Here is a 26,525-nt window from a genome sequence, read left to right on the forward strand (position 1 = left end):
ATTGAGGTTTCAACATGTCTCAACGCCCAACCGTAAAAAGGGATTTTTCGTTCGGTAATCCTACGGTTCGCGCCTGGCTTTACCAGATAGTCGCCATTGTCGCCGTGTTTGCCGTTGTCGGATATCTGATCCACAACACGGTGATCAACCTGGCCAATCGCGGTATTACATCCGGTTTTGGTTTTCTTGAGCGCAGTGCCGGTTTCGGCATTATCCAACACCTGATTGATTACACTGAAGGTGACACTTACGCGCGCGTCTTCCTTGTGGGGTTAACCAATACCCTGCTGGTTTCCGCGCTGTGCATTGTTTTCGCCTCCATTCTCGGATTCTTTATCGGTCTCGCGCGTCTGTCCGATAACTGGCTGCTGCGCAAGCTCTCGACCATTTACATCGAGACGTTCCGCAATATTCCGCCGTTATTGCAGATTTTCTTCTGGTATTTCGCCGTGCTGCGCAATCTCCCTGGCCCACGCGAGGCATTAAGCGCATTCGATCTGGCGTTTGTCAGCAACCGCGGTCTTTACATCCCGTGGCCCACCTATGCGCCAGGCAGCTGGCCATTCGTTATCGCCCTGGCGCTGGCGATCGTCGGCAGCATTGGATTACGGCATTACAACCGCCAACACCAGCTGAAGACCGGTCAGTTGCGCCGCACATGGCCGATAGCCGCAGCGATAATCGTCGTCTTCCCGCTGATAGCGCATATGCTGTTTGGCGCCGCCACCCACTGGGATACCCCGCAGCTCCGTGGATTTAACTTCCGTGGCGGGTTCGTCATGATCCCGGAGCTGGCTTCGCTGACGCTGGCGCTGTCGATCTACACCTCTTCGTTTATTGCTGAAGTGATTCGCTCCGGTATCCAGTCGGTCCCGCATGGACAGAGTGAAGCGGCCCGCTCGCTAGGTTTGCCGAATCCGGTGACCATGCGGCAGGTGATCATCCCCCAGGCAATGCGGGTCATCATTCCACCGTTGACCAGTCAGTATCTCAACATCGTGAAAAACTCGTCGCTGGCGGCGGCGATCGGCTACCCGGATATGGTCTCGTTGTTTGCCGGTACGGTGCTGAATCAGACCGGCCAGGCTATCGAGACCATTGCCATCACCATGGCGGTCTACCTGATCATCAGCCTGATTATTTCGCTGCTGATGAACATCTACAACCGCAAAATCGCGCTGGTTGAGCGTTAAGAGAACGGAATGACTATGTCTGTTACCACACATGAAACACCCCCGGCGCCCACCAATCCGGCGAGTAAAGCCTGGGCCTGGGCACGTAAGCATCTGTTCTCCAGCGGGTTCAATACGCTGCTGACGCTGCTGTGCCTGTGGATTATCTGGACCCTGATCCCCCCGGCGCTGAACTGGCTGGTGTTCAAGGCAAACTGGCTGGGTACAACCCGCGCCGACTGTACCAAAGAAGGCGCCTGCTGGGTGTTTATCCACGCGCGCTTTGGCCAGTTTATGTATGGGCTCTATCCTCACGAGCTCCGCTGGCGTATCAACCTCGCGCTGGTGATTGGCCTGCTATCCATCATCCCGATGTTTATCAAATCCATGCCGCGCCGGGGCCGCTATATCGCCTGCTGGGCGGTGGCCTATCCTCTCCTCGTCTGGGTCCTGCTGTACGGCGGTTTTTTGGGCCTCGATCGCGTCGAGACACGCCAGTGGGGTGGCCTGACGCTGACGCTGATTATCGCTTCTGTCGGGATTGCCGGGGCGCTGCCATTGGGGATTTTGCTGGCGCTGGGACGTCGTTCAACTATGCCGGTCGTTCGCACGCTGTCGGTGATTTTTATCGAGTTCTGGCGAGGCGTGCCGCTGATTACCGTGCTGTTTATGTCCTCGGTGATGCTGCCGCTGTTTATGGCCGAAGGCACCACCATCGATAAGCTGGTGCGCGCGCTGGTCGGGGTGATTCTGTTCCAGTCGGCCTACATCGCGGAAGTGGTGCGCGGCGGATTACAGGCGCTGCCCAAAGGGCAATATGAAGCGGCTGAATCGCTGGCGCTGGGTTACTGGAAAACACAGTTTCTGGTCATTCTTCCCCAGGCGCTCAAGCTCACTATTCCCGGCCTGGTCAACACCATCATCGCGTTGTTTAAAGACACCAGCCTGGTGATCATCATCGGCCTGTTCGATCTATTCAGCAGCGTACAGCAGGCAACGGTTGACCCCACCTGGCTTGGCATGTCGACGGAGGGTTACGTTTTTGCCGCTCTCGTCTACTGGATTTTCTGTTTTAGCATGTCGCGCTACAGCCAGTATCTGGAAAAGCGCTTTCACACCGGGCGTACATCGCACTGAGGTTTTACATGACACACTCTATGACTAATTCTGCTGAAGCGATGATGATTTCGCTCGAAAATGTGAATAAATGGTACGGTCAGTTCCACGTATTGAAAGATATTAACCTGCAGGTGAAGCCCCGCGAGCGGATAGTACTCTGCGGCCCCTCTGGCTCGGGTAAATCGACCACCATCCGCTGCATCAATCACCTGGAAGAACATCAGCAAGGGCGTATCGTCGTTGATGGCATTCATCTCAACGATGATGTCCGCAACATAGAGCGGGTGCGAACTGAAGTTGGCATGGTATTTCAACACTTTAATCTTTTTCCTCACCTGACCGTTTTGCAGAACTGTACGTTGGCGCCGACCTGGGTGCGTAAGATGCCAACGAAGGAAGCGGAAGCGCTGGCAATGCACTATCTGCAGCGAGTCCGTATTGCTGAGCATGCGCATAAGTTCCCGGGGCAGCTGTCCGGTGGTCAGCAGCAGCGCGTAGCCATTGCCCGCTCACTGTGCATGAAGCCAAAAATCATGCTGTTTGATGAACCCACCTCAGCGCTTGATCCGGAGATGGTCAAAGAGGTGCTCGATACCATGATTGGCCTGGCGGAAGACGGCATGACGATGCTTTGCGTCACCCATGAAATGGGCTTTGCGCGCACGGTCGCTGACCGGGTTATCTTTATGGACCGCGGCGAGATTGTCGAACAGGCTCCGCCGCAGGAGTTCTTCGCCCATCCAAAATCAGAACGTACCCGCGCGTTTCTGTCGCAGGTTATTCACTAAACGTTAATCACTAAACCTGAAAGGACGTCACGGCTTAAATACCCCTCAGCGGCGGCAGAGCGGGTATTTAAGCGCTCGTTTTATCGCGTCACGGTCAATCAGGGAAGCGATCACGCGGCAGATCTACCGCAATCGTCAGGGCGAGCGTTGCTCTGCCATCAACAACGGGCCCTCCTCATCTCCAGCCGTTAACCCGCGTGTCCAGAAGATTCCGGGAGTCAGCGGCTGAAGGCTATCCCTCATTGCGGCCTGTGGCCGGTTTACCTAAGCTAAAGCTGTAATGTAAATCGCCCATAAGGAGATCATCATGACCGGCTTACCATCCGACGATCGTCATCCCGCTGAAGATAAAGTCCACAAAGACCGGCGCCTGTTGACCGGCGACAGCCCGCTGGCCTCCAACAATCCCGGCAAGCTGGCCGCAAAAACGCTGCTTGCCGACGTCGCGGCGCGATGAGCGGCGCCAATGCGGATGAACCCTTTTCAGCCGCACTCGCCGCCAGTCGCCCTGACGCGGTGTATCGGAAATCTGACAATGAGAACAACGATGCCATTACCTGAATATATGAACGAGGTTGAAATAACCTCTCCCGGCGGACCTGAGGTGCTCCGGGTTCGCAAAGCGCCCCTGCCGCTGCCCGGCCCCGATGAGGTGCTGGTGCACGTTGCCGCTGCGGGCGTAAACCGTCCGGATGTGATACAGCGGCAGGGAAAGTACCCTATGCCCGACGGCGTCACTCCGGTACCCGGCCTTGAAGTGGCCGGGAATATTGTGGCGATAGGTGACAACGTCACTGATTGGGCGATCGGCGACAAGGTGTGTGGCCTGACCAACGGCGGCGGCTACGCGGAATACTGCCTGCTACCCGCGACGCAGTGCCTGCCGGTCCCGACGGGCGTGAGCATGATCGAGGCTGCCGCGATAGCGGAAACGTTCTTTACCGTGTGGGCCAATCTGTTTCAAATGGCTAAGGCCAAACGCGGCGATCGGGTCCTCATCCACGGCGGCACCAGCGGCATCGGCACCACCGCGCTGATGCTGTGCGCAGCCTTCGGGATCGAGTGCTTTGCCACCGCAGGCTCGGAGGATAAATGCGCCGCCGTTGCCGCCCTCGGGGGGCAACCCATCAACTATCGTACCGATGATTTTGCCGCCGTCATCCTCAGCCAGACGCGGGGACGCGGTGTCGATATTATTCTCGACATCATGGGCGCCTCCTACTTCAAGTCGAATCTGACCGCGCTGGCGCGCGATGGCCGCCTGGTGGTGATCGGCTTCCTCGGCGGCGCCATCGCAGACGGCGTTGACCTGCAGGCCATGGCGCTGAAGCGCGCGACCATTACCGGTTCAACCATGCGGGCAAGAACCGCGCAGGAGAAGGCGCGCATCGCCGCTGAGCTCCGCGCGCAGGTCTGGCCGCTGCTGGCCTCGGGCCAGTGTCGGCCCGTCATTGATCAGGTTTTCCGCCTTGAGGATGCCCCGCTGGCGCACGCCAGGATGGAGCGCGGGGATCACATAGGCAAAATTGTGCTCCAGGTGACAGGTTAAAGGTGCGGCCAGGCAGCAAACGGGGCGACCTGGCGCCCCTTTTCTTCGGCGACGGCGGCCAGCACGCGCTCCACGGTATCGATCGTCGCCTGAGTCTGCGGATCGATTTCAATATTCACCTGCTCAGCGACCTTTTTCGTCCCCAGCGTGGTGCGCTGCAGCGTCTCCGGGATCAGGTGCACGCAAAAACGCAGCGGCAGCACTTCACCCACGGTCAGGCTGATCCCGTCCACGCCGATATAGCCTTTGTAGAGGATATACTTCATGGCCGCCGGGTCCCGCAGCCTAAACCACATCTGACGGTTGTGCTCAGAGGCCACGATTTGCACCACTTCTGCGGTGGTCATAATATGGCCTGACATCAGGTGTCCGCCTATTTCATCATTGAATCTGGCGGCGCGCTCAACGTTCACGCTGTCACCTTCCCTGAGCGCTCCTAGGCTGGTCGCCCGCAGGGTTTCGTCCATTAAATCAAAGCTCACCCGCGCGCCTTCAATACGCGTGACCGTCAAACAGCAGCCGTTATTCGCCACCGAGCTGCCGGGTTCGAGCCCCGCCAGCATAGCCGCGGGCAGCTCTATGGCGTGGCTGCGGAAATGGCTTTTTTCTTCAATGGACAGCACTTTCGCCATCCCCTGGACAATACCGGTAAACATAGCGTTCCCCTGTCAACATTGGTTACGGAAAGTCGTTAAAGAGCAAATCCCTCTGCATTGTCTCCTTTCATCCCGGCTCTGCGGCTCGGCGTTATTCGTCCCCGGCCAGCGACTGATACTTCCTGAACCGCTCTTTGGCATCCTCCTCCGTCCGTTCGAACAGCGCGTCCGCGAGATGTGGCGTGGTTTTGTGCAGCGAGGCATAGCGCACCTCGCCGAGCAGAAAGTCGCGGAAGCTCTCTTCAGGCTCTTCGGAATCAAGGACAAACGGCGTCCTGCCTTCCGCCTTGCGCTGCGGATGATAGCGCCACAGATGCCAGTATCCCGCCGCCACCGCGCGTTTCGCCTCCCGCTGGCTGCAGCTCATCCCGGCCTTCAGTCCGTGGTTGATACAGGCGGCATAGGCAATCACCAGCGACGGTCCCGGCCAGGCCTCGGCTTCGGCAATCGCGCGCAGGGTCTGATCTTTGTCGGCCCCCATCGCAATCTGCGCGACGTAGACATTGCCGTAGCTCATCGCCATCATGCCGAGGTCTTTCTTACCGGTGCGTTTGCCCTGGGCGGCGAATTTGGCGATAGCCGCCGTCGGGGTCGATTTCGACGACTGCCCGCCGGTATTGGAGTAGACCTCGGTATCAAACACCAGGATATTGACGTCCTCCCCGCTGGCCAGCACGTGATCGAGACCGCCGAAGCCGATATCGTACGCCCAGCCGTCACCGCCAAATATCCACTGCGAGCGTCGGGTAAAGTAGTCCCGGTTCTGCCAGAGCTGCTCGAGTAGCGGAGACTGCTCTTTCTCCTGCGCCAGTTGTTCGCTTAGCCGGTCCGCGCGCTCGCGGGTTCCCTCTCCTTCATCCTGCTGCGCCAGCCACTGGCTCATCGCCGCTTTAAGCGCCTCGCTCACCGGCAGCGCCAGCGCCGAGGTCATATCATCGGCGATCTGTTTGCGGATAGCCTGGCCGCCGAGCATCATGCCGAGGCCAAACTCGGCATTGTCTTCAAACAGCGAGTTCGCCCACGCCGGGCCATGGCCGCGATGGTTGGTGGTATAGGGAATGGATGGCGCGCTGGCCCCCCAGATAGAGGAGCAGCCGGTGGCGTTGGCAATCATCATCCGGTCGCCAAAAAGCTGGGTGATCAGGCGCGCATAGGGCGTCTCCCCGCAGCCGGCGCAGGCGCCGGAAAACTCCAGCAGCGGCGTCTCAAACTGGCTGCCTTTAACCGTGGTTTTACGAAACGGATTGCTTTTCGGCGCCAGCGCCAGCGCGTAGTCCCAGACCGGCGCCATTCGGCGCTGGCTATCGAGAGGCTGCATTTTCAGCGCCTTGCCGCGTGAAGGACAGGTATCGACGCAGTTACCGCAGCCGGAGCAGTCCAGCGGCGAGATAGCCAGATGGTAGCCGTACTCCTTCGCCCCCTGCGCGGGCTTGCTCAACAGCGCCGCCGGCGCCGCATCCAGCTCGTCGCCGCTCAGCAGCGCCGGGCGGATCGCCGCGTGCGGGCAAATGAAGGCGCACTGGTTACACTGCGTACAGCCGTCGGGATCCCAGACCGGCACCTCCAGCGCAATGCCGCGCTTCTCCCATGCGGCGGTACCCGACGGAAAAGTGCCGTCCTCCATGCCGATAAAGGCGCTAACCGGCAGCTGGTCGCCGCGCTGGCGGTTCATCGGCTGCAGGATGTCGCGGATGAAGTCCGGCATCAGGACCGAGGGCTGCGGGGTCGGTTCATCCAGCGTCGCCCAGTGCGGCGGAACCGTCACCTGATGCAGCGACGCCATGCCGAGGTCAATCGCCCGCTGGTTCATCTCAATGACGCTTGCCCCCTTGTTGCCGTAGCTCTTTTCCACCGCCTGCTTGAGATAGTTCGCGGCGGTCTGCGGATCGATAATCGCCGCCAGCTTAAAGAACGCCGCCTGCATCAGCATATTAAAGCGCCCGCCCAGCCCCAGCTCGCGGGCAATATCAACGGCGTTGAGGGTGTAAAAGCGGATATTTTCCCGCGCCAGATAGCGCTTAAAGCCGGCGGGCAGGTGCTGCTCAAGCTCGGCATCGGACCAGCTGCAGTTGAGCAAAAAGGTCCCCCCCGGCTTTAACCCATCCAGCAGCTCATAGCGTTCAACCCAGGACTGCTGCGAACAGGAGATAAAATCCGCCTGGTGGATCAGATAGGGCGAGGTAATCGGCCGGTCGCCGAAGCGCAGGTGCGACACGGTAATGCCGCCGGATTTTTTCGAGTCGTAGGAAAAATAGGCCTGCGCGTAGAGATCGGTCCTGTCGCCGATAATCTTGATCGCACTTTTATTCGCCCCAACCGTGCCGTCCGAGCCCATCCCCCAGAATTTACAGGCGGTGATGCCGGCGTGAGAAACCTCCAGCGCCTTCTGGCGCGGCGGCAATGAGGTAAAGGTGACATCATCGACAATCCCCAGCGTGAAGCCATCCATCGGCAGCGGCCTGTTGAGATTGTCAAACACGGTGGCGATATCGTTGGGCAGAACGTCCTTCCCGCCCAGCGCATAGCGGCCGCCGACAATCAGCGGCGGATCGTCGTGCTGATAGAAAGCGTTTTTAATCTCCAGACACAGCGGCTCGGCCTGGGCCCCGGGCTCCTTAGTACGATCGAGTACGGCAATGCGCCGGACGGATGTCGGCAGCTGAGCAAAGAAGTGCGCCAGCGAAAAGGGGCGGAACAGGTGCACGCTGAGCAAGCCGACCTTCTCTCCCGCCGCGTTCAGCGTCTCCACCACCTCCTGGACGGTGTCGCACACCGATCCCATCGCGATAATCACCCGTTCGGCATCCGCCGCGCCGGAATAGTTGAACAGATGGTACTCCCGTCCGGTAATGGCGCTGATTTGCGCCATATAGCCTTCTACCAGCTCGGGAAGAGCCTGGTAAAAGCGGTTCCCCGCTTCCCGCTCCTGAAAGTAGATATCAGGGTTTTGCGCGGTGCCGCGAATGACCGGATGATCCGGATGCAGCGCGTTACGGCGAAAGCTCTCCAGCGCGGGCCGGTCGAGCAGCGTTTCCAGCTGCTCATACTCCAGCACCTCGATTTTTTGAATTTCGTGCGAGGTGCGAAAGCCGTCGAAGAAATTAATGAACGGGATACGCCCCTTTATCGCCGCCAGGTGCGCCACGGCGGAGAGGTCCATCACCTGCTGAACGTTGTTCTCCGCCAGCATCGCGCAGCCGGTCTGGCGAACCGCCATCACGTCCTGATGATCGCCGAAGATATTGAGCGAGTTGGTCGCCAGCGCCCTGGCGCTAACGTGAAAAACCCCCGGCAGCAGCTCTCCGGCTATTTTGTAGAGGTTGGGGATCATCAGCAGCAGCCCCTGCGACGCGGTATAGGTGGTGGTGAGCGCCCCGGCCTGCAGCGCCCCGTGCACCGCCCCCGCGGCGCCGGCTTCCGATTGCATCTCCATCAAGCGCACCGGCTGACCAAATAGGTTCTTTTTCCCCTGTGCCGCCCATTCGTCGACGTTTTCCGCCATCGGCGTGGAGGGCGTGATCGGGTAGATAGCCGCCACATCGGTAAAGGCGTAGGAGATCCAGGCCGCCGCAGCGTTGCCATCCATTGTTTTCATTTTTCCGGACATTGTTCATTCCTCGAAGGTGAGAGGCATCTTCGCCGCATCAGCTGGCGGCAAACCCTGTCTGTGCCTCAAGCACAGCCCGTGCCAGCTCGCGCATAGCGGAATAGTTTGTGTGAATTCAGCGGATTAGGTGCCAGGAAGCGCGCGATGACGCAAAGAGATTGCGCGGAATAAGACACAGCGCGCGACAAGCTGTTGAACAGCCGACAAAGCCTCCTCTTATTAGCTGGCTGAGCGGAATTGTTCTGTTTCCCACATTTGGTGGCCCTATTGTGCCGTTTTGTTTTACGTCCGCCGCGGTCGATAAAATTTAACTGATTATTTATCAATTAGTTAAATTGATTGGCACGGCTGGTATGTTCCCTGCACTTATCAGATGGCAAACACTCAACAACAGGAGAAGTCACCATGACCATGCGTCAATGCGCTATCTACGGTAAAGGCGGTATCGGCAAATCCACCACCACTCAGAACCTCGTCGCCGCCCTGGCGGAGATGGGTAAGAAAGTGATGATCGTCGGCTGCGATCCGAAGGCGGACTCCACCCGCCTGATCCTGCACGCTAAAGCACAGAACACCATTATGGAGATGGCCGCGGAAGTGGGCTCGGTAGAGGACCTCGAGCTCGAAGATGTCCTGCAAATCGGCTACGGCGACGTGCGCTGTGCAGAATCAGGCGGCCCGGAGCCAGGCGTCGGCTGCGCGGGTCGCGGGGTGATCACCGCCATCAACTTCCTCGAGGAGGAAGGTGCCTACGAGGACGATCTCGACTTCGTGTTCTATGACGTGCTCGGGGACGTGGTCTGCGGCGGCTTCGCGATGCCAATCCGTGAAAATAAGGCCCAGGAGATCTATATCGTCTGCTCCGGCGAAATGATGGCGATGTACGCCGCCAACAACATCTCCAAGGGGATCGTTAAGTACGCCAAATCCGGCAAGGTCCGCCTCGGCGGCCTGATCTGTAACTCGCGTCAGACCGACCGGGAAGATGAGCTGATCGTGGCGCTGGCGGAGAAGCTCGGCACCCAGATGATCCACTTCGTGCCGCGCGACAACATCGTGCAGCGCGCGGAAATTCGCCGGATGACGGTTATCGAGTACGACCCGAACTGCCAGCAGGCCAATGAGTACCGCACCCTGGCCAACAAGATCGTCAACAACACCATGAAGGTGGTGCCGACGCCCTGCACCATGGATGAACTGGAGTCGCTGCTGATGGAGTTCGGCATCATGGAAGAAGAAGACACCAGCATCATTGGTAAAACCGCCGCCGAAGAAAACGCGGCCTGAGCACAGGACAATCATCATGACCAACGCAACAGGCGAACGTAATCTCGCGCTAATCCAGGAGGTCCTGGAAGTCTTTCCCGAAACCGCGCGTAAAGAGCGCAGAAAGCACATGATGGTCAGCGATCCGCAAATGGAGAGCGTCGGCAAGTGCATTATCTCTAACCGTAAATCGCAGCCCGGGGTGATGACCGTGCGCGGCTGCGCCTACGCCGGCTCCAAAGGGGTGGTATTCGGGCCCATTAAGGATATGGCCCATATCTCCCACGGGCCGGTCGGCTGCGGGCAGTACTCGCGCGCCGGGCGTCGCAACTACTTCACCGGGGTCAGCGGCGTCGACAGCTTCGGCACCCTCAACTTCACCTCCGATTTTCAGGAGCGCGACATCGTCTTCGGCGGTGATAAAAAGCTCACTAAGCTGATTGAAGAGATGGAGCTGCTGTTCCCGCTCACCAAGGGCATCACCATCCAGTCGGAATGCCCGGTGGGGCTTATCGGCGATGATATCAGCGCGGTCGCCAACGCCAGCAGCAAGGCGCTGGATAAGCCGGTGATCCCGGTGCGCTGCGAAGGATTTCGCGGCGTATCGCAGTCGCTGGGGCACCATATCGCCAACGACGTGGTTCGCGACTGGGTGCTCAATAATCGTGAGGGGCAGCCGTTTGCCTCCACCCCTTACGATGTGGCAATCATCGGCGATTACAACATCGGTGGCGACGCCTGGGCCTCGCGCATTCTGCTCGAAGAGATGGGCCTGCGGGTGGTCGCCCAGTGGTCCGGCGACGGCACCCTGGTTGAGATGGAGAACACCCCTTTCGTTAAGCTGAATCTGGTCCACTGCTACCGTTCGATGAACTACATCGCCCGGCACATGGAAGAAAAGCATCAGATCCCGTGGATGGAGTACAACTTCTTCGGCCCGACCAAAATCGCCGAATCGCTGCGCAAAATTGCCGACCAGTTTGACGACGTCATTCGCGCCAACGCCGAGAAGGTGATCGCCAAATACGAGGGGCAAATGGCGGCGATTATCGCCAAATATCGCCCGCGGCTGGAGGGGCGCAAGGTGCTGCTCTATATGGGCGGCCTGCGTCCGCGGCACGTCATTGGCGCCTATGAAGATCTCGGCATGGAGATCGTCGCCGCCGGCTATGAGTTTGCCCATAACGACGACTACGACCGCACCCTGCCGGACCTTAAGGAAGGCACCCTGCTGTTCGATGACGCCAGCAGCTACGAGCTGGAGGCGTTTGTCAAAGCGCTGAAGCCCGACCTTATCGGCTCCGGGATCAAGGAGAAATATATCTTCCAGAAAATGGGGGTTCCGTTCCGCCAGATGCATTCGTGGGACTACTCCGGCCCGTACCACGGCTACGATGGTTTCGCCATTTTTGCCCGCGATATGGATATGACCCTAAACAACCCGGCGTGGAACGAACTGATCGCCCCGTGGCTGAAGTCTGCGTGATTGCCCATTTACTGTCCCGTTAGTTCACCGATTTGTGGCGCGGGAGGAGAACACCATGAGCCAAACGATTGATAAAATTGATAGCTGTTATCCGCTATTCGAACAGGACGAATACCAGGAGATGTTCCGCAGTAAGCGGATACTGGAAGAGGCGCACGATGCGCAGCGCGTGCAGGAGGTTTTCGCCTGGACCACCACCGCCGAATATGAAGCGCTGAACTTTCAGCGCGAGGCGCTGACCGTTGACCCGGCGAAAGCCTGTCAGCCCCTTGGGGCGGTGCTCTGCTCGCTGGGGTTTGCTAATACCCTGCCCTATGTTCACGGCTCCCAGGGGTGCGTGGCCTATTTTCGCACCTACTTTAACCGCCATTTCAAAGAGCCGATCGCCTGCGTATCCGACTCGATGACCGAAGACGCGGCGGTCTTCGGCGGCAACAACAATATGAATCTCGGGCTGCAGAACGCCAGCGCGCTCTACAAACCGGAGATCATCGCGGTCTCTACTACCTGCATGGCGGAGGTTATCGGCGACGATCTGCAGGCGTTTATCGCCAACGCCAAAAAGGACGGTTTTGTCGATAGCAGCATTGCCGTGCCGCACGCCCATACGCCAAGCTTTATCGGCAGCCACGTCACCGGCTGGGACAATATGTTCGAAGGGTTCGCCAAAACCTTTACCGCCGGCTATGAAGGGCAGCCGGGCAAGCTGCAAAAGCTCAACCTGGTGACTGGCTTTGAGACCTATCTCGGCAACTTCCGCGTGCTGAAGCGGATGATGGCGCAGATGGCGGTGCCGTGCAGCCTGCTCTCCGACCCGTCGGAGGTCCTTGATACCCCCGCCGACGGCCACTATCGGATGTATGCCGGCGGCACCACCCAGCAGGAGATGAAGGAGGCACCGGACGCCATCGATACGCTGCTCCTGCAGCCGTGGCAGCTGCTGAAAAGCAAAAAAGTGGTGCAGGAGATGTGGCGCCAGCCGGCAACCGACGTGGCGGTCCCGCTGGGGTTAGCCGCCACCGACGAGCTGCTGATGACCGTCAGCCAGCTCAGCGGCAAGCCGATTACCGACGCCCTCACCCTTGAGCGCGGGCGGCTGGTCGACATGATGCTCGACTCCCACACCTGGCTGCATGGCAAGAAATTTGGCCTCTACGGCGACCCTGACTTTGTGATGGGGCTGACCCGCTTCCTGCTGGAGCTCGGCTGCGAGCCAACGGTTATCCTCAGCCATAACGCCAACAAACGCTGGCTGAAGGCGATGAAGAAAATGCTGGAGGCCTCGCCCTACGGCCGCGACAGCGAAGTGTTCATCAACTGCGATTTGTGGCACTTCCGTTCGCTGATGTTCACCCGTCAGCCGGACTTTATGATAGGCAACTCCTACGGCAAATTTATCCAGCGCGACACCCTGGCGAAGGGCAAAGCCTTTGAAGTTCCGCTTATTCGCCTCGGCTTTCCGCTGTTCGACCGTCATCATCTGCACCGCCAGACCACCTGGGGCTATGAAGGCGCGATGAACATCGTTACCACGCTGGTAAACGCCGTGCTGGAGAAACTGGATAACGACACCAGCCAGTTAGGCAAAACCGACTATAGCTTCGACCTCGTCCGTTAACCATTAGCCGCCCCGCGCAAGCGGGGCCTGGAGGGGCCTATGGCCATCGTGATTTTTCGTGAGCGCGGCGCGGATCTGTATGCCTATATCGCCAGGCGGGATCTGGAGGCGCGGGTGATACAGATTGAGCATAACGACGTTGACCGCTGGGGCGGCGCAATCTCGCTGGAAGGCGGCGGACGCTACTACGTCAGCCCGCAGCCGGAGCGGCCCACCTTCCCGATAAGCCTGCGGGCCACCCGCAGTACGCTGATATAAGGAGCCGGCGATGTCCGACAACGATACCCTTTTCTGGCGCCTGCTGGCGCTGTTCCAGACGCTGCCGGATCTGCCGCCGGCGCAAATCTTAGACTGGCTGGCGCAGGAGAGCGGCGAGACCCTGACCCCGGAGCGCCTGGCCACCTTAACGCAGCCGCGCCTCGCCGCCGCCTTTCCGTCAACCACTGCCGTGATGTCCCCCGCCCGCTGGTCGCGGGTGATGGCCTGCCTGCGGGGCGCGCTGCCCGTTCATCTGAGCATCGCCCGCCCCGCGCAGCGGACGCCGCAGCTGCTGGCCGCATTCTGCTCCCAGGACGGCCTGCTCATTAACGGCCACTTCGGCCAGGGGCGTCTGTTCTTTATCTATGCCTTTGATGAGCAAGGCGGCTGGCTGCACGATCTGCGCCGCTATCCGTCAGCGCCGGATAGCCAGGAGGCCAGCGAAGTACGCGCCCGGCTGGTTGACGATTGTCAGCTGCTGTTCTGCCAGGAGATCGGCGGTCCCGCCGCCGCCCGGCTGATCCGCCACCAGATCCATCCGATGAAAGCGCCGCCCGGCACCGCTATTCAGGCCCAGTGCGAGGCCATCAACACCCTGCTGGCCGGGCGCCTGCCGCCGTGGCTGGCGAAGCGACTTCACAGGGATAACCCGCTGCAGGAGCGCGTCTTTTAACCCCCTGTTATTTGCCCGTTGCCCGCCGACCCCGCGGGCTTTTTTTCTCGCCCCGCTCCACGACCCACAACATTCTCGTTCGATTGTGGGCTTTGTCGCAAAGCTCACAAGACTTTTTCTTTAAAAATCAATGTTCACCGCGTGGATCGCGAATTGCATTTCCATCATCATCCCCCACGGTCAACGAGGTCACTATGAAGGGAAATGAAATTCTGGCGCTGCTGGATGAGCCCGCCTGCGAACATAACCATAAACAGAAGTCCGGCTGTAGCGCGCCAAAACCCGGCGCCACCGCCGGCGGCTGCGCGTTCGACGGCGCCCAGATAACCCTGCTGCCCATCGCCGACGTGGCGCATCTGGTGCACGGCCCCATCGGCTGCGCCGGCAGCTCATGGGATAACCGCGGCAGCATGAGCTCCGGGCCGAATATAAACCGGCTGGGGTTCACCACCGATCTTAATGAGCAGGATGTGATCATGGGCCGCGGCGAACGCCGCCTGTTTCACGCGGTTCGCCATATCGTCACCCGCTACCGCCCGGCGGCGGTCTTTATCTACAACACCTGCGTGCCGGCAATGGAGGGCGACGACCTGGAGGCGGTTTGCCAGGCTGCGCAGACCGCCACCGGCGTGCCGGTTATCGCTATCGACGCCGCCGGTTTTTACGGCAGTAAAAACCTCGGCAACCGACTGGCCGGCGAGGTGATGGTCAAGCGGGTTATCGGCCAGCGCGAACCGGCCCCCTGGCCGGAGGCATCCCCGTTCGCCCCGGAGCATCGCCACGACGTTGGCCTGATCGGCGAATTTAATATCGCCGGGGAGTTCTGGCACATTCAGCCGCTGCTCGATGAGCTGGGGATCCGCGTGCTCGGCAGCCTCTCCGGCGACGGCCGCTTTGCTGAAATCCAGACCATGCACCGGGCGCAGGCCAATATGCTGGTCTGCTCGCGGGCGTTAATTAACGTCGCCAGATCGCTGGAGCAGCGCTACGGCACCCCGTGGTTCGAAGGCAGCTTCTACGGCATCCGCGCGACCTCCGACGCCCTGCGTCAGCTGGCGGCCCTGCTGGGCGATGACGACCTGTGCCGCCGCACCGAGGCGCTGATTGCGCGCGAGGAGCAGGCGGCGGAGCTGGCGCTCAGGCCGTGGCGCGAGCAGCTGCGCGGGCGCAAAGCGCTGCTCTACACCGGCGGCGTTAAATCCTGGTCGGTGGTGTCGGCGCTGCAGGATCTGGGGATGAGCGTGGTGGCGACCGGCACGCGCAAATCCACCGAGGAAGATAAACAGCGGATCCGCGAGCTGATGGGCGAAGAGGCGGTCATGCTCGACGAAGGCAACGCCCGCACCCTGCTGGACGTGGTCTATCGCTACCAGGCCGACCTGATGATCGCCGGCGGGCGCAATATGTACACCGCCTACAAGGCCCGGCTGCCGTTTCTCGATATCAATCAGGAACGCGAGCACGCCTTCGCCGGCTATCAGGGCATCGTCACCCTCGCCCGTCAGATCTGCCAGACCATCAATAGCCCGGTCTGGCCGCAAACCCATTCCCGCGCCCCCTGGCACTAAGGAGCACAGCATGGCAGAAATTTTTCGCACCGATAAACCGCTGGCGGTCAGTCCGGTTAAAACCGGCCAGCCGCTCGGCGCAATCCTCGCCAGCCTCGGGATCGGACACTGCATCCCGCTGGTCCACGGCGCGCAGGGCTGCAGCGCCTTCGCCAAGGTCTTTTTTATTCAGCACTTCCATGATCCGGTGCCTCTACAGTCGACGGCGATGGACCCGACCTCGACGATTATGGGCGCGGACGGCAATATCTTTACCGCCCTCGACACCCTGTGCCAGCGCAACACTCCGCAGGCCATCGTCCTGCTCAGCACCGGGCTGTCGGAGGCCCAGGGCAGCGACATGTCCCGGATCGTGCGCCAGTTCCGCGAGGAGTATCCCCGGCATAAAGGGGTGGCGATATTGACGGTCAACAGCCCTGATTTTTATGGCTCGATGGAAAACGGCTTCAGCGCCGTGCTGGAGAGCGTCATCGAGCAGTGGGTCGCGCCGACGCCGCGCGCCGGCCAGCGAAATCGCCGGGTCAACCTGCTGGTGAGCCACCTCTGCTCCCCCGGCGATATCGAGCTGCTGCGCCGCTACGTGGAGGCCTTCGGCCTGCAGGCGACGATCCTGCCGGACCTCGCACAATCGATGGACGGGCATCTCGCGCAGGGGGATTTTTCGCCGGTCACCCAGGGCGGGACGCCGCTGCGCCAGATAGAGCAGATGGGGCAGAGCCTGTGCAGCTTCGCCATCGGCGCCTCGCTGAGCCGGGCCTCCTCCCTGCTGGCCCGGCGCAGCCACGGCGAGGTTATCGCCCTGCCGCACCTGATGACCCTTGAGCACTGCGATACGTTCATCCATCAGCTGGCGAAGATTTCCGGGCGCGGCGTTCCGCAGTGGATTGAGCGCCAGCGTGGACAGCTGCAGGACGCGATGATCGACTGCCACATGTGGCTCCAGGACCAGCGCATGGCGATGGCGGCAGAAGGCGATCTGCTGGCAGCGTGGTGCGATTTTGCCGCCAGCCAGGGAATGCGCCCAGGTCCGCTGGTCGCCCCCACCGGCCATCCCAGCCTGCGCCAGCTGCCGGTCGAACGCGTGGTGCCGGGAGATCTGGAGGATCTGCAAACCCTGCTCTGTTCGCAGCCCGCCGACCTGCTGGTGGCCAATTCTCACGCCTGCGACCTGGCGGAACAGTTCGCGCTACCGCTGATCCGCGCCGGCTTCCCTCTCTTTGACCGCCTCGGCGAGTTCCGCCGGGTACGACAGGGCTACAGCGGGATACGCGATACGCTGTTTGAACTGGCCAACCTGATGCGCGAGCGCCACCGCCACGTCGCCCTTTACCGCTCACCGCTGCGCCAGAACGCCGAACCGCCCTTCACCCCAGGAGCCGATTATGCCGCCCATTAACCGCCAGTTTGACATGGTCCATTCCGACGAGTGGTCCATGAAGGTCGCTTTTGCCAGCTCCGACTATCGCCACGTCGACCGCCACTTTGGCGCCACGCCGCGGCTGGTGGTGTATGGCGTCAAGGCGGATCGGGTCACCCTGATCAGGGTGGTTGATTTCACGGTCGAAAGCGGCCATCAGGCGGAGAGGATCGGCCCACGGATCCACGCCCTTGAGGACTGCGTCACCCTGTTCTGCGTCGCCATCGGCGATGCGATTTTTCGCCAGCTGCTGCAGGTTGGCGTGCGCGCAGAACGCGTGCCCGCCGACACCAAAATTGTCGATTTACTGCAGGAGATCCAGCTCTACTGGTACGCCAAAGAGCAGCGTAAAAGCGCCCGCAGGCGCGACCCGGAGCGCTTTACCCGGCTGCTCGAGGAGCAGGAGTGGCGGGAGGATCGCGACCCGCGGGGCTAACCCTGTCGTTTCTGTGACAAACCCCACAAAAAATAGCGACACTGTCGGGCGGTATTGTCAGATGTGGATTCTAAGTATCTAAAAATAAACGCATTTACGCATTGGTACTGCATTTGCTTGTTGATCGCTACCACCGCGCTTTCTGCGGTGGAACGCGCCCCGGCGTTTTCCGTCATCATCCCTGGAGCTGACAGCATGTGGAATTACTCCGAGAAAGTGAAAGACCATTTTTTTAATCCCCGCAACGCGCGCGTGGTGGACAACGCCAACGCGGTGGGCGATGTCGGTTCATTGAGCTGCGGCGACGCGCTGCGCCTGATGCTGCGCGTTGACCCGCAAACTGAAATTATCGAGGAGGCCGGGTTCCAGACCTTTGGCTGCGGCAGCGCGATCGCCTCCTCTTCCGCGCTGACGGAGCTGATCGTCGGCCGCACGCTGGCCGAAGCCGCAGAGGTCACCAACCAGCAGATCGCCGACTACCTCGACGGACTGCCGCCGCAGAAAATGCACTGCTCGGTGATGGGCCAGGAGGCGCTGCGTGCGGCCATCGCCAACTTTCGCGGCGAGAGCCTCGACGAAGAGCATGAAGAGGGTCGGCTGATTTGCAAATGCTTCGGCGTCGATGAAGGGCATATCCGCCGCGCGGTGCTCAACAACGGCCTGACGACGCTTGAGGAGGTGATTAACTACACCAAAGCCGGCGGCGGCTGCACCTCCTGCCATGAACAAATCGAGCTGGCGCTGGCGGCGATCCTCGCCGAACGGCCGCAGAAGCCCCTCCCCGTCGCCAGCGGCAAAGATCCGCACTGGCAGAGCGTGGTCGACACCATCGCCGAACTGCGCCCGCATATTCAGGCCGACGGCGGGGATATGTCCCTGCTCAACGTCGCCAACCACCAGGTCACCGTCAGCCTTTCCGGCAGCTGCAGCGGCTGCATGATGACCGACATGACCCTGGCCTGGCTGCAGCAAAAGCTGATGGAACGTACCGGCTGTTATATGGAAGTGGTGGCGGCATAGGCCGCGGTTAACTGACCCAAGGGGGACAAGATGAAACAGGTTTATCTCGATAACAACGCCACCACCCGGTTAGACCCGATGGTTCTCGAAGCGATGATGCCCTTTTTAACCGATTTTTACGGCAATCCCTCGTCCATTCATGATTTTGGCATTCCGGCCCAGGCGGCGCTGGAGCGGGCGCATCAGCAGGCAGCGGCGCTGCTCGGGGCGGAGTATCCCAGTGAGATAATTTTTACCTCCTGCGCCACCGAGGCCACCGCTACCGCCATCGCCTCGGCGGTGGCCCTGATGCCGGAGCGGCGGGAGATCGTCACCACCGCGGTTGAGCATCCGGCGACGCTGGCAGTCTGCGAGCACCTGGAGCGCCAGGGCTATCTGATCCACCGTATCGCGGTAGACGGCAACGGCGCGCTGGATATGGCGCAGTTCCGGGCGGCGCTCACTCCCCGGGTCGCGCTGGTCAGCGTGATGTGGGCGAATAACGAAACCGGCGTCATTTTCCCGGTGGTCGAAATGGCGGAGCTGGCCCATCAACAGGGCGCGCTGTTCCACTGCGACGCGGTGCAGGCGGTGGGCAAGCTGCCGATAGCGGTCGGCAAAACCGCCATCGACATGCTCTCCTGCTCGGCGCATAAGTTTCACGGCCCGAAGGGCGTCGGCTGCCTCTATCTGCGGCGGGGAACGCGCTTTCGCCCGCTGCTGCGCGGCGGCCATCAGGAGTACGGGCGACGGGCCGGAACGGAAAACATCTCCGGGATCGTCGGCATGGGCGCGGCCTGCGAGCTGGCGCAGATCCATCTGCCGGGCATGGCGCAAACCGGCCTGCTGCGCGATCGCCTCGAACGGCGCCTGCAGGCCTGCGTCCCATCGGTCATGGTGATGGGCGGCGGCCAGCCGCGGGTGCCCGGCACGCTGAATCTGGCCTTTGAGTTTATTGAAGGTGAAGCGATCCTGCTGCTGCTGAATCAGGTCGGGATTGCCGCCTCCAGCGGCAGCGCCTGCACCTCTGGCTCGCTGGAGCCCTCGCACGTGATGCGGGCGATGAATATTCCCTACACCGCGGCCCACGGCACCATCCGTTTCTCCCTCTCGCGCTACACCCGGGAAAAAGAGATGGATTACGTCATTGCCATGCTGCCGCCGATTGTTGAACGCCTGCGGGCGCTGTCGCCCTACTGGCAGGACGGCAGGCCGCATCCGACGGCGGACGCATTTACGCCGGTTTATGGCTAAGGCGGAGACGACGATGAGACGCGTGCTGATCAACGACACCACGCTGCGTGACGGCGAACAGAGCCCCGGCGTGGCCTTTCGCCCCAGCGAGAAGGTAGCCATCGCCGAGGCGCTGTATGCGGCGGGAATTACGGCGCTGGAGGTGGGAACCCCGGCCATGGGGGATGAGGAGCTTGCGCGGATCCAGCTGGTGCGCCGCCAGCTTCCCCACGCCACGCTGATGACCTGGTGTCGGATGAACGCGCAGGAGATCCGCCAGAGCGCCGATTTGGGCATCGACTGGGTGGATATCTCCATTCCGGCCTCGGATAAGCTGCGGCAGTACAAGCTGCGCGAACCGCTGGCGCTGCTGCTGGAGCGGCTGGCGACCTTTATTCAGCTTGCGCGGACCCTTGGCCTGCAGGTGTGCATCGGCTGCGAAGATGCCTCCCGCGCCAGCGGCCAGACCCTGCACGATATTGCCCGGGTGGCGCAGGACGCCGGCGCGGCCCGCCTCCGTTACGCCGATACGGTTGGCATACTCGATCCCTTTACCACCTTCGAGCACATCTCGGCCCTGCGCGAAGTCTGGCCCGGCGACATCGAGATGCATGCCCATAACGATCTCGGCCTCGCCGCCGCCAATACGCTGGCGGCGGTGCGCGCCGGCGCCTCCAGCGTTAATACCACCGTGCTTGGCCTCGGCGAGCGCGCGGGCAACGCAGCGCTGGAAACCGTCGCCCTGGGCCTTGAGCGCTGCCTCGGCGTTGCAACCGGCGTCTATTTTCCGGCGCTCCCCGCGCTCTGCCAGCAGGTAGCGACGGCGGCGCTGCGCCCCATCGACCCGCAGCAGCCGCTGGTCGGCGAGCTGGTCTTTACCCACGAGTCGGGCGTCCACGTGGCGGCGCTGCTGCGCGATCGCGAGAGCTATCAGGCGATCGATCCGGCGCTGGTCGGCCGCAGCTACCGGCTGGTGCTGGGAAAACACTCCGGGCGTCAGGCGGTGAACGGCATTTTCGACGCCATGGGCTATCACCTCAGCTCAGCGCAAATTAACCAGCTGCTGCCCGCCATCCGCCGCTTTGCCGAGCACGGCAAGCGCAGCCCGCGGGACTATGAGCTGGTCGCGATATATGACGAACTCTACGGCGCGACCGCGCTGCGAACAGGGGGATAATCATGGAGTGGTTTTATCAAATTCCCGGCGTGGACGAGCTGAGCTCCGCCGAGTCTTTCTTTCAGTTTTTCGCCGTACCCTATCAGCCAGAGCGGCTCGGCCGCTGCTGCCTGCCGGTGCTGACGACCTTTCACCGCAAGCTGCGCGCCGAAGTCCCGCTGCAGAACCGGCTGGAGGAGAACGCCCGCGCCTCGTGGCTGCTGGCGCGACGGCTGCTTGCTGAAAGCTACCGGCAGCAGTTTCAGGAGGAGGAAGAATGAGGCCAAAATTCACCTTCAGCGACGAAGTACGGGTGGTGCGCGCGATCCGTAACGACGGCACCGTGGCGGGCTTTGCCCCCGGCGAGCTGCTGGTCAGGCGCGGCAGCACCGGCTTTGTCCGCGACTGGGGCGTCTTTTTACAGGATCAGATTATTTACCAGATCCACTTTCCGCAGGGAGACCGGGTCATCGGCTGCCGCGAACAGGAGCTGATCCCCATCGCCCAGCCGTGGTTGGCCGGAAATTTGCAGTATGGCGATACCGTCACCTGCCGAATGCCGCTGGCCGTCAACGGCGAGGTGGTGGTTAACGTTGGTCAACAGGGGCGCATCGAGGCGACCGATCGGGGCGAGCGCGGCGACAGCTATACCGTCGACTTTAGCGGCCGCTGGTTTACCGTGCCGGTTGGGGCCATCAGCCTCGTCGAGGAGAGATAATCATGAACGCATGGGAACGGTTTGGCCGCCAGCGCCTGGCGCGCAGCCGCTGGAACAGTGAACCGGCGGCATTAAACGCCGCCGACAGCGAGGCCTTTGAGCAGGCCTGGCAGCGCCAGCGTCAGATGGAGCTGGCTATCGTCACCCTGGCGCCGGCGCACGATATTGCGCCAGAGCTGAGGGATAGCGTGGCCGCGTCGCTTGGGGTTTGGCTTAGCGACGGCGGCTTTACCCCCGAGGAGCGCGAGGCCATCGTGCTGCATCACACCCGCCTGGAGATCGCCTTTGCCGAACTGGCGCAGCAGGTGCCGCAGCCGGATCCGTCAACGGTACAGGCCTGGTATCTTCACCATCAGGCGCATTTTATGCGCCCGGAGCAGCGCCTGACCCGCCACCTGCTGCTGACGGTCGATGGCGACCTCGAGGCGGTTCATCGGCAAATCCTCGGGCTGCATCAGCAAATCAACGTCTCCCGCGATGCCTTTGCGCCGCTGGCGCAGCGCTATTCCCAGTGCCCGAGCGCGCTGGAGGGCGGACGCTTAGGCTGGATTAGCCGGGGATTGCTCTATCCGCAGCTGGAGACGGCGCTGTTTTCGCTCACGGAGAATGCGCTGAGCCCGCCGGTCGCCAGCGAGCTGGGATGGCACCTGCTGTGGTGCGAAGCGATTCGCCCCGCCGTGCCGATGGAGCAGCAGCAGGCGCTGGAGAGCGCCCGCGATTATCTGTGGCAGCAAAGCCAGCAGCGCCATCAGCGCCGGTGGCTGCAGGATTCAATCTCGTGCCAGCCGGGGCTGTGCGGGTAGCCCTGCGGCTACCCGCGAAAACTTACAGCACCACGCGTTTGATCTCCTCAAGCCAGCGGCTCAGGCGCTCTTCGCTGCGATCGAACTGGTTATCCTGGTCGAGAACCAGTCCCACAAACCGCTCTCCCTCCAGCGCCGATGAGGCGCTGAACTCGTATCCCTCATTCGGCCAGCTGCCGATAATCTGCGCCCCGCAGCGGCTCAGGACGTCATACAGCGGGCGCATTCCGCTGGCGAAGTTGTCCGGATAGCCCTGCTGATCGCCGAGACCGAACAGCGCCACGGTTTTACCGCTCAGGCTGATGCCGTCAAGGGCCGGGATAAATTCGCTCCACGATTCGCTCTCGCATCCGGCCGCCAGGCCCGGCAGCTGCCCGTCTCCCAGCGTCGGCGTACCCAGAATCAGCACCGGATAGGCCAAAAACGCCTCCAGCGTCGTGCGGTTAATGTTGACCGGGGCATCCGCAACGCCGCCCAGCTGCTTGTGGATCAGCTTCGCAATTTTGCGCGTTTTGCCGGTATCCGTGCCAAAGAAAATGCCAATGTTCGCCATGTTACGCTCCTGTCGGGAAGGGGGTTAAAACACCAGTTGTCGCCAGGGGTATTGCGAAGGCTGTGCCAGGTTTATTTGCACCACCGCGGCCCAGGTCTGCCCCATAACGATCGCCCCTTCGCCCTTCTTCCGCCCACAGCGGGCCCGTCCGGGCCGCAACAACGCAAAAAAAGCGCGATTTTCCGCTGTCGGATCAATGTTTCATCAGGTCGCTTTGATAAGGGCGCACGGTTTGCATGGTTATCAGGATGCGAATAACACCGCGGCGTTGGCGTCGCGGTGTCGGACAAATTGTCATAACTGCGACACAGGAGTTTGCGATGACCCTGAATATGATGCTCGATAACGCCGTGCCGGAGGCGATTGCCGGCGCGCTGACTCAACAACATCCGGGGCTGTTTTTTACCATGGTAGAACAGGCGTCGGTGGCGATTTCGCTGACCGATGCGAGAGCCAATATCATTTACGCCAATCCGGCGTTTTGCCGCCAGACCGGCTATTCGCTGGCGCAGCTGCTGAACCAGAACCCGCGGCTGCTGGCCAGCAGCCAGACGCCGCGCGAAATTTACCAGCAGATGTGGCAAACGCTGCTCCAGCGCCAGCCCTGGCGCGGCCAGCTGATCAATCAGCGCCGCGACGGCGGGCTCTATCTGGTGGATATCGACATCACGCCGGTACTCAATCCCCAGGGCGAGCTGGAGCACTATCTGGCGATGCAGCGGGATATCAGCGTCAGCTACACCCTCGAGCAGCGCCTGCGCAATCACATGACCCTGATGGAAGCCGTGCTCAATAATATTCCCGCCGCCGTAGTGGTGGTCGACGAGCAGGATCGGGTGGTGATGGATAACCTCGCCTACAAAACCTTCTGCGCCGACTGCGGCGGGAAAGAGCTGCTGGTTGAGCTGCAGGTTTCACCGCGCAAAATGGGGCCCGGCGCGGAGCAAATTCTGCCGCTGGCGGTGCGCGGCGCGGTACGCTGGCTGTCGGTGACCAGCTGGGCGCTGCCCGGCGTTAGCGAAGAAGCCAGCCGCTATTTCGTCGACAGCGCCCCGGCGCGCACGCTGGTCGTTATCACCGACTGCTCGCAGCAGCGCCAGCAGCACGAGCAGGGTCGCCTCGACCGGCTCAAGCAGCAGATGACCGCCGGTAAGCTGCTGGCCGCCATTCGCGAGTCGCTCGACGCGGCGCTAATTCAGCTTAACTGTCCGATCAACATGCTGGCGGCGGCGCGCCGGCTGAACGGCGAAGGCGGCGGTAACGTGGCGCTGGAGGCCGCGTGGCGCGAAGGCGAAGAGGCGATGGCTCGCCTGCAGCGCTGCCGGCCCTCCCTGGAGCTGGAGAGCAACGCCGCCTGGCCGCTGCAGCCCTTCTTCGACGATCTGTGCGCGCTCTACCGTACCCGCTTCGAGGATCGCGGCGTGCTGCTGGTCGATATGGCCTCCCCGCACCTGATCGGCTTCGGCCAGCGCACGCAGCTACTGGCCTGCTTAAGCCTGTGGTTTGACCGCACGCTGGCCCTCGCCGCCGAGCTGCCCTCCGTGCCGCTGGAGATGCAGCTCTACGCCGAAGAGGACGAGGGCTGGCTTTCGCTCTACCTCAACGACAATGTGCCGCTGCTGCAGGTGCGCTATACCCATTCCCCCGATGCCTTAAACTCTCCCGGCAAGGGGATGGAGCTGCGGCTCATCCAGACCCTGGTCGCCCACCATCGCGGCGCCATCGAACTGACTTCCCGTCCGCAGGGGGGAACCTGCCTTGTGCTGCGCTTCCCCCTCTTTAACACCCTGAACGGAGGCGAGCTATGACCCACAAACCCGACTCAGACACCACCGTCAGGCGCTTTGACCTCTCTCAGCAGTTTACCGCCATGCAGCGCATCAGCGTGGTGCTGAGCCGCGCCACCGAGGCCAGCAAGACGCTCCAGGAGGTGCTGAGCGTGCTGTACAACGACGCCTTTATGCAGCACGGCATGATCTGCCTTTACGATAGCGAGCAGGAAATTCTCAGCATCGAAGCGCTACAGCAGACGGATGGTCAGACGCTGCCTGGCAGTACGCAGATCCGCTACCGGCCGGGGGAAGGACTGGTCGGCACCGTGCTGGCGCGGGGCCAGTCGCTGGTGCTGCCGCGCGTCGCCGACGATCGGCGCTTTCTCGACCGCCTCAGCCTCTATGATTACGATCTGCCGTTTATCGCCGTGCCGCTGATGGGGCCCAACGCTCAGCCCATTGGCGTGCTGTCGGCGCAGCCGATGGTGCGTCAGGACGAGCGGCTCCCGGCCTGCACGCGGTTTCTTGAAACCGTGGCTAACCTGATAGCCCAGACCATTCGCCTGATGATCCTCCCGACTTCCGCGCAGCAGCCAGCTCAGCCCCTCGCCAGAGCCGAGCGGCCACGCACCTGCGCGCCTGCGCGCGGTTTTGGCCTCGACACGATGGTCGGTAAAAGCCCGGCAATGCGCCAGATTATGGAGATTATTCGTCAGGTCTCCCGCTGGGATACCACGGTGCTGGTGCGCGGCGAGAGCGGAACCGGCAAAGAGCTGATTGCCAATGCCATTCACCATAATTCGCCGCGCGCCGCTGCCGCGTTCGTCAAGTTTAACTGCGCGGCGCTGCCGGACACCCTGCTGGAGAGCGAGCTGTTTGGTCATGAGAAAGGCGCCTTTACCGGGGCGGTGCGCCAGCGCAAGGGCCGCTTTGAGCTGGCGGACGGCGGCACTCTGTTTCTCGATGAGATTGGCGAAAGCAGCGCCTCATTCCAGGCCAAGCTGCTGCGCATCCTGCAGGAGGGAGAGATGGAGCGCGTGGGCGGCGATGAAACCCTGCGGGTAAACGTGCGCATCATCGCGGCGACCAACCGCCACCTGGAGGAGGAGGTGCGGCTGGGACATTTCCGCGAGGATCTCTACTATCGCCTCAACGTGATGCCTGTCGCCCTGCCCCCGCTGCGCGAGCGCCAGGAGGATATCGCCGAGCTGGCGCATTTTCTGGTACGCAAAATCGCCCAAAATCAGGGGCGGTCGCTGCGAATAAGCGACGGCGCGATCCGCCTGCTGATGGAGTACAGCTGGCCGGGAAACGTGCGCGAGCTGGAAAACTGCCTTGAGCGTTCGGCGGTGATGTCGGAGAGCGGGCTGATCGACCGGGACGTGATTTTGTTCAATCACTACGACACGATGCCGAAAGCGCTCCCCGCCAGCGGCCCGTCAGAGGATGGCTGGCTCGATAATACGCTCGACGAGCGCCAGCGGCTGATTGCCGCGCTGGAAAAAGCCGGCTGGGTGCAGGCCAAAGCGGCGCGCCTGCTCGGGATGACGCCGCGCCAGGTCGCCTATCGGATCCAGATTATGGACATCACCATGCCGCGAATCTGACTCGTCGTGTGAGGTTCAGGACATTGTCAGCAATCGGGCGGAATTGCGACAATTTACTGCCTAATATTATC

The 26,525-nt window shown here is 61.5% G+C and carries 23 protein-coding genes and 1 pseudogene; 21 read left to right on the forward strand and 3 right to left on the reverse strand.

Features of this window, described 5'->3' with window-relative positions; all coding sequences use genetic code 11:
* The first annotated feature begins 14 nt into the window (after positions 1 to 14).
* From RTE01_RS01660 to RTE01_RS01680, 5 genes and pseudogenes are all read left to right on the forward strand, one after another.
* Complete coding sequence (locus tag RTE01_RS01660) at positions 15 to 1,193, forward strand: amino acid ABC transporter permease (protein ID WP_141334601.1); 1,179 nt, start codon at positions 15 to 17, stop codon at positions 1,191 to 1,193.
* Positions 1,194 to 1,208: 15 nt separating this feature from the next.
* The gene (locus RTE01_RS01665) at positions 1,209 to 2,309 is read left to right on the forward strand and encodes an amino acid ABC transporter permease (protein WP_141334603.1); all 1,101 of its coding nucleotides are present in this window, start codon (positions 1,209 to 1,211) and stop codon (positions 2,307 to 2,309) included.
* Positions 2,310 to 2,317: 8 nt separating this feature from the next.
* Positions 2,318 to 3,079 (forward strand): amino acid ABC transporter ATP-binding protein, encoded by a 762-nt coding sequence (locus tag RTE01_RS01670; protein ID WP_041145581.1) that lies wholly within the window; start codon positions 2,318 to 2,320, stop codon positions 3,077 to 3,079.
* Positions 3,080 to 3,428: 349 nt separating this feature from the next.
* A pseudogene (locus tag RTE01_RS01675) lies at positions 3,429 to 3,536 on the forward strand (glyoxalase III HchA); the annotation flags it as partial.
* A gap of 108 nt (positions 3,537 to 3,644) precedes the next feature.
* Entirely contained in the window at positions 3,645 to 4,628 is a 984-nt protein-coding gene (locus RTE01_RS01680) for an NAD(P)H-quinone oxidoreductase (RefSeq protein WP_218029258.1), read from the forward strand.
* Here RTE01_RS01680 and RTE01_RS01685 read toward each other — a convergent pair.
* On the reverse strand, positions 4,625 to 5,284 hold the full coding sequence (locus tag RTE01_RS01685) for a riboflavin synthase subunit alpha (protein WP_141334607.1): 660 nt from the start codon (positions 5,282 to 5,284) through the stop codon (positions 4,625 to 4,627). The two genes, RTE01_RS01680 and RTE01_RS01685, sit on opposite strands and share 4 nt — an antisense overlap.
* A 91-nt stretch (positions 5,285 to 5,375) precedes the next feature.
* The gene (nifJ, locus tag RTE01_RS01690) at positions 5,376 to 8,891 is read right to left on the reverse strand and encodes a pyruvate:ferredoxin (flavodoxin) oxidoreductase (RefSeq protein ID WP_141334609.1); all 3,516 of its coding nucleotides are present in this window, start codon (positions 8,889 to 8,891) and stop codon (positions 5,376 to 5,378) included.
* A 405-nt stretch (positions 8,892 to 9,296) separates the two neighbouring features.
* Between nifJ and nifH the strand changes: the two genes are divergently transcribed.
* From nifH to nifM, 14 genes are all read left to right on the forward strand, one after another.
* On the forward strand, positions 9,297 to 10,178 hold the full coding sequence (nifH, locus tag RTE01_RS01695; protein ID WP_041145585.1) for a nitrogenase iron protein: 882 nt from the start codon (positions 9,297 to 9,299) through the stop codon (positions 10,176 to 10,178).
* Between the two features lie 16 nt (positions 10,179 to 10,194).
* Positions 10,195 to 11,643: a nitrogenase molybdenum-iron protein alpha chain gene (gene nifD, locus RTE01_RS01700; RefSeq protein WP_128878160.1), complete on the forward strand. Its 1,449-nt coding sequence runs from the start codon at positions 10,195 to 10,197 to the stop codon at positions 11,641 to 11,643.
* Positions 11,644 to 11,698: 55 nt separating this feature from the next.
* Positions 11,699 to 13,261 (forward strand): nitrogenase molybdenum-iron protein subunit beta, encoded by a 1,563-nt coding sequence (gene nifK, locus RTE01_RS01705; RefSeq protein ID WP_076947536.1) that lies wholly within the window; start codon positions 11,699 to 11,701, stop codon positions 13,259 to 13,261.
* 39 nt (positions 13,262 to 13,300) lie between these two features.
* Positions 13,301 to 13,519, forward strand: coding sequence for a putative nitrogen fixation protein NifT (gene nifT / locus RTE01_RS01710; RefSeq protein ID WP_041145588.1), 219 nt, complete (start codon positions 13,301 to 13,303; stop codon positions 13,517 to 13,519).
* 10 nt (positions 13,520 to 13,529) lie between these two features.
* Positions 13,530 to 14,192 carry a NifB/NifX family molybdenum-iron cluster-binding protein gene (locus RTE01_RS01715; RefSeq protein WP_115192711.1) on the forward strand — a complete coding sequence of 221 codons (663 nt, stop codon included), beginning with the start codon at positions 13,530 to 13,532 and terminating at the stop codon, positions 14,190 to 14,192.
* Positions 14,193 to 14,386: 194 nt separating this feature from the next.
* Positions 14,387 to 15,760: a nitrogenase iron-molybdenum cofactor biosynthesis protein NifE gene (gene nifE / locus RTE01_RS01720; RefSeq protein WP_041145590.1), complete on the forward strand. Its 1,374-nt coding sequence runs from the start codon at positions 14,387 to 14,389 to the stop codon at positions 15,758 to 15,760.
* A 10-nt stretch (positions 15,761 to 15,770) separates the two neighbouring features.
* Positions 15,771 to 17,156, forward strand: coding sequence for a nitrogenase iron-molybdenum cofactor biosynthesis protein NifN (nifN, locus tag RTE01_RS01725; RefSeq protein ID WP_123552326.1), 1,386 nt, complete (start codon positions 15,771 to 15,773; stop codon positions 17,154 to 17,156).
* Positions 17,143 to 17,613 carry a NifB/NifX family molybdenum-iron cluster-binding protein gene (locus RTE01_RS01730; protein ID WP_041145592.1) on the forward strand — a complete coding sequence of 157 codons (471 nt, stop codon included), beginning with the start codon at positions 17,143 to 17,145 and terminating at the stop codon, positions 17,611 to 17,613. Before nifN ends, RTE01_RS01730 begins: the two co-directional genes overlap by 14 nt.
* A gap of 195 nt (positions 17,614 to 17,808) precedes the next feature.
* Complete coding sequence (nifU, locus tag RTE01_RS01735; protein ID WP_115192708.1) at positions 17,809 to 18,633, forward strand: Fe-S cluster assembly protein NifU; 825 nt, start codon at positions 17,809 to 17,811, stop codon at positions 18,631 to 18,633.
* 30 nt (positions 18,634 to 18,663) lie between these two features.
* Positions 18,664 to 19,866 carry a cysteine desulfurase NifS gene (nifS, locus tag RTE01_RS01740; RefSeq protein ID WP_134526047.1) on the forward strand — a complete coding sequence of 401 codons (1,203 nt, stop codon included), beginning with the start codon at positions 18,664 to 18,666 and terminating at the stop codon, positions 19,864 to 19,866.
* A 13-nt stretch (positions 19,867 to 19,879) separates the two neighbouring features.
* Positions 19,880 to 21,022, forward strand: a complete 1,143-nt coding sequence (gene nifV / locus RTE01_RS01745; RefSeq protein WP_041145595.1) for a homocitrate synthase — start codon at positions 19,880 to 19,882, stop codon at positions 21,020 to 21,022.
* Entirely contained in the window at positions 21,022 to 21,282 is a 261-nt protein-coding gene (locus tag RTE01_RS01750) for a nitrogenase-stabilizing/protective protein NifW (RefSeq protein WP_080773214.1), read from the forward strand. The genes nifV and RTE01_RS01750 overlap by 1 nt, the downstream gene beginning before the upstream one ends.
* Positions 21,279 to 21,719, forward strand: coding sequence for a nitrogen fixation protein NifZ (locus RTE01_RS01755; protein ID WP_041145597.1), 441 nt, complete (start codon positions 21,279 to 21,281; stop codon positions 21,717 to 21,719). Before RTE01_RS01750 ends, RTE01_RS01755 begins: the two co-directional genes overlap by 4 nt.
* 2 nt (positions 21,720 to 21,721) lie before the next feature.
* Entirely contained in the window at positions 21,722 to 22,522 is an 801-nt protein-coding gene (nifM, locus tag RTE01_RS01760; protein ID WP_134526050.1) for a nitrogen fixation protein NifM, read from the forward strand.
* Positions 22,523 to 22,544: 22 nt separating this feature from the next.
* Here the strand turns inward: nifM and RTE01_RS01765 are convergent, their stop codons facing one another.
* On the reverse strand, positions 22,545 to 23,075 hold the full coding sequence (locus tag RTE01_RS01765; protein ID WP_115192704.1) for a flavodoxin: 531 nt from the start codon (positions 23,073 to 23,075) through the stop codon (positions 22,545 to 22,547).
* A gap of 320 nt (positions 23,076 to 23,395) precedes the next feature.
* Between RTE01_RS01765 and nifL the strand changes: the two genes are divergently transcribed.
* Positions 23,396 to 24,883, forward strand: coding sequence for a nitrogen fixation negative regulator NifL (gene nifL / locus RTE01_RS01770; protein ID WP_076947528.1), 1,488 nt, complete (start codon positions 23,396 to 23,398; stop codon positions 24,881 to 24,883).
* A complete protein-coding gene (nifA, locus tag RTE01_RS01775) occupies positions 24,880 to 26,454 on the forward strand; it encodes a nif-specific transcriptional activator NifA (RefSeq protein WP_123707956.1) in 1,575 nt (524 codons plus the stop codon). The genes nifL and nifA overlap by 4 nt, the downstream gene beginning before the upstream one ends.
* The last annotated feature ends 71 nt before the right edge of the window (positions 26,455 to 26,525 follow it).

Source organism: Klebsiella terrigena, assembly GCF_006539725.1.
Lineage (GTDB): Bacteria > Pseudomonadota > Gammaproteobacteria > Enterobacterales > Enterobacteriaceae > Klebsiella > Klebsiella terrigena.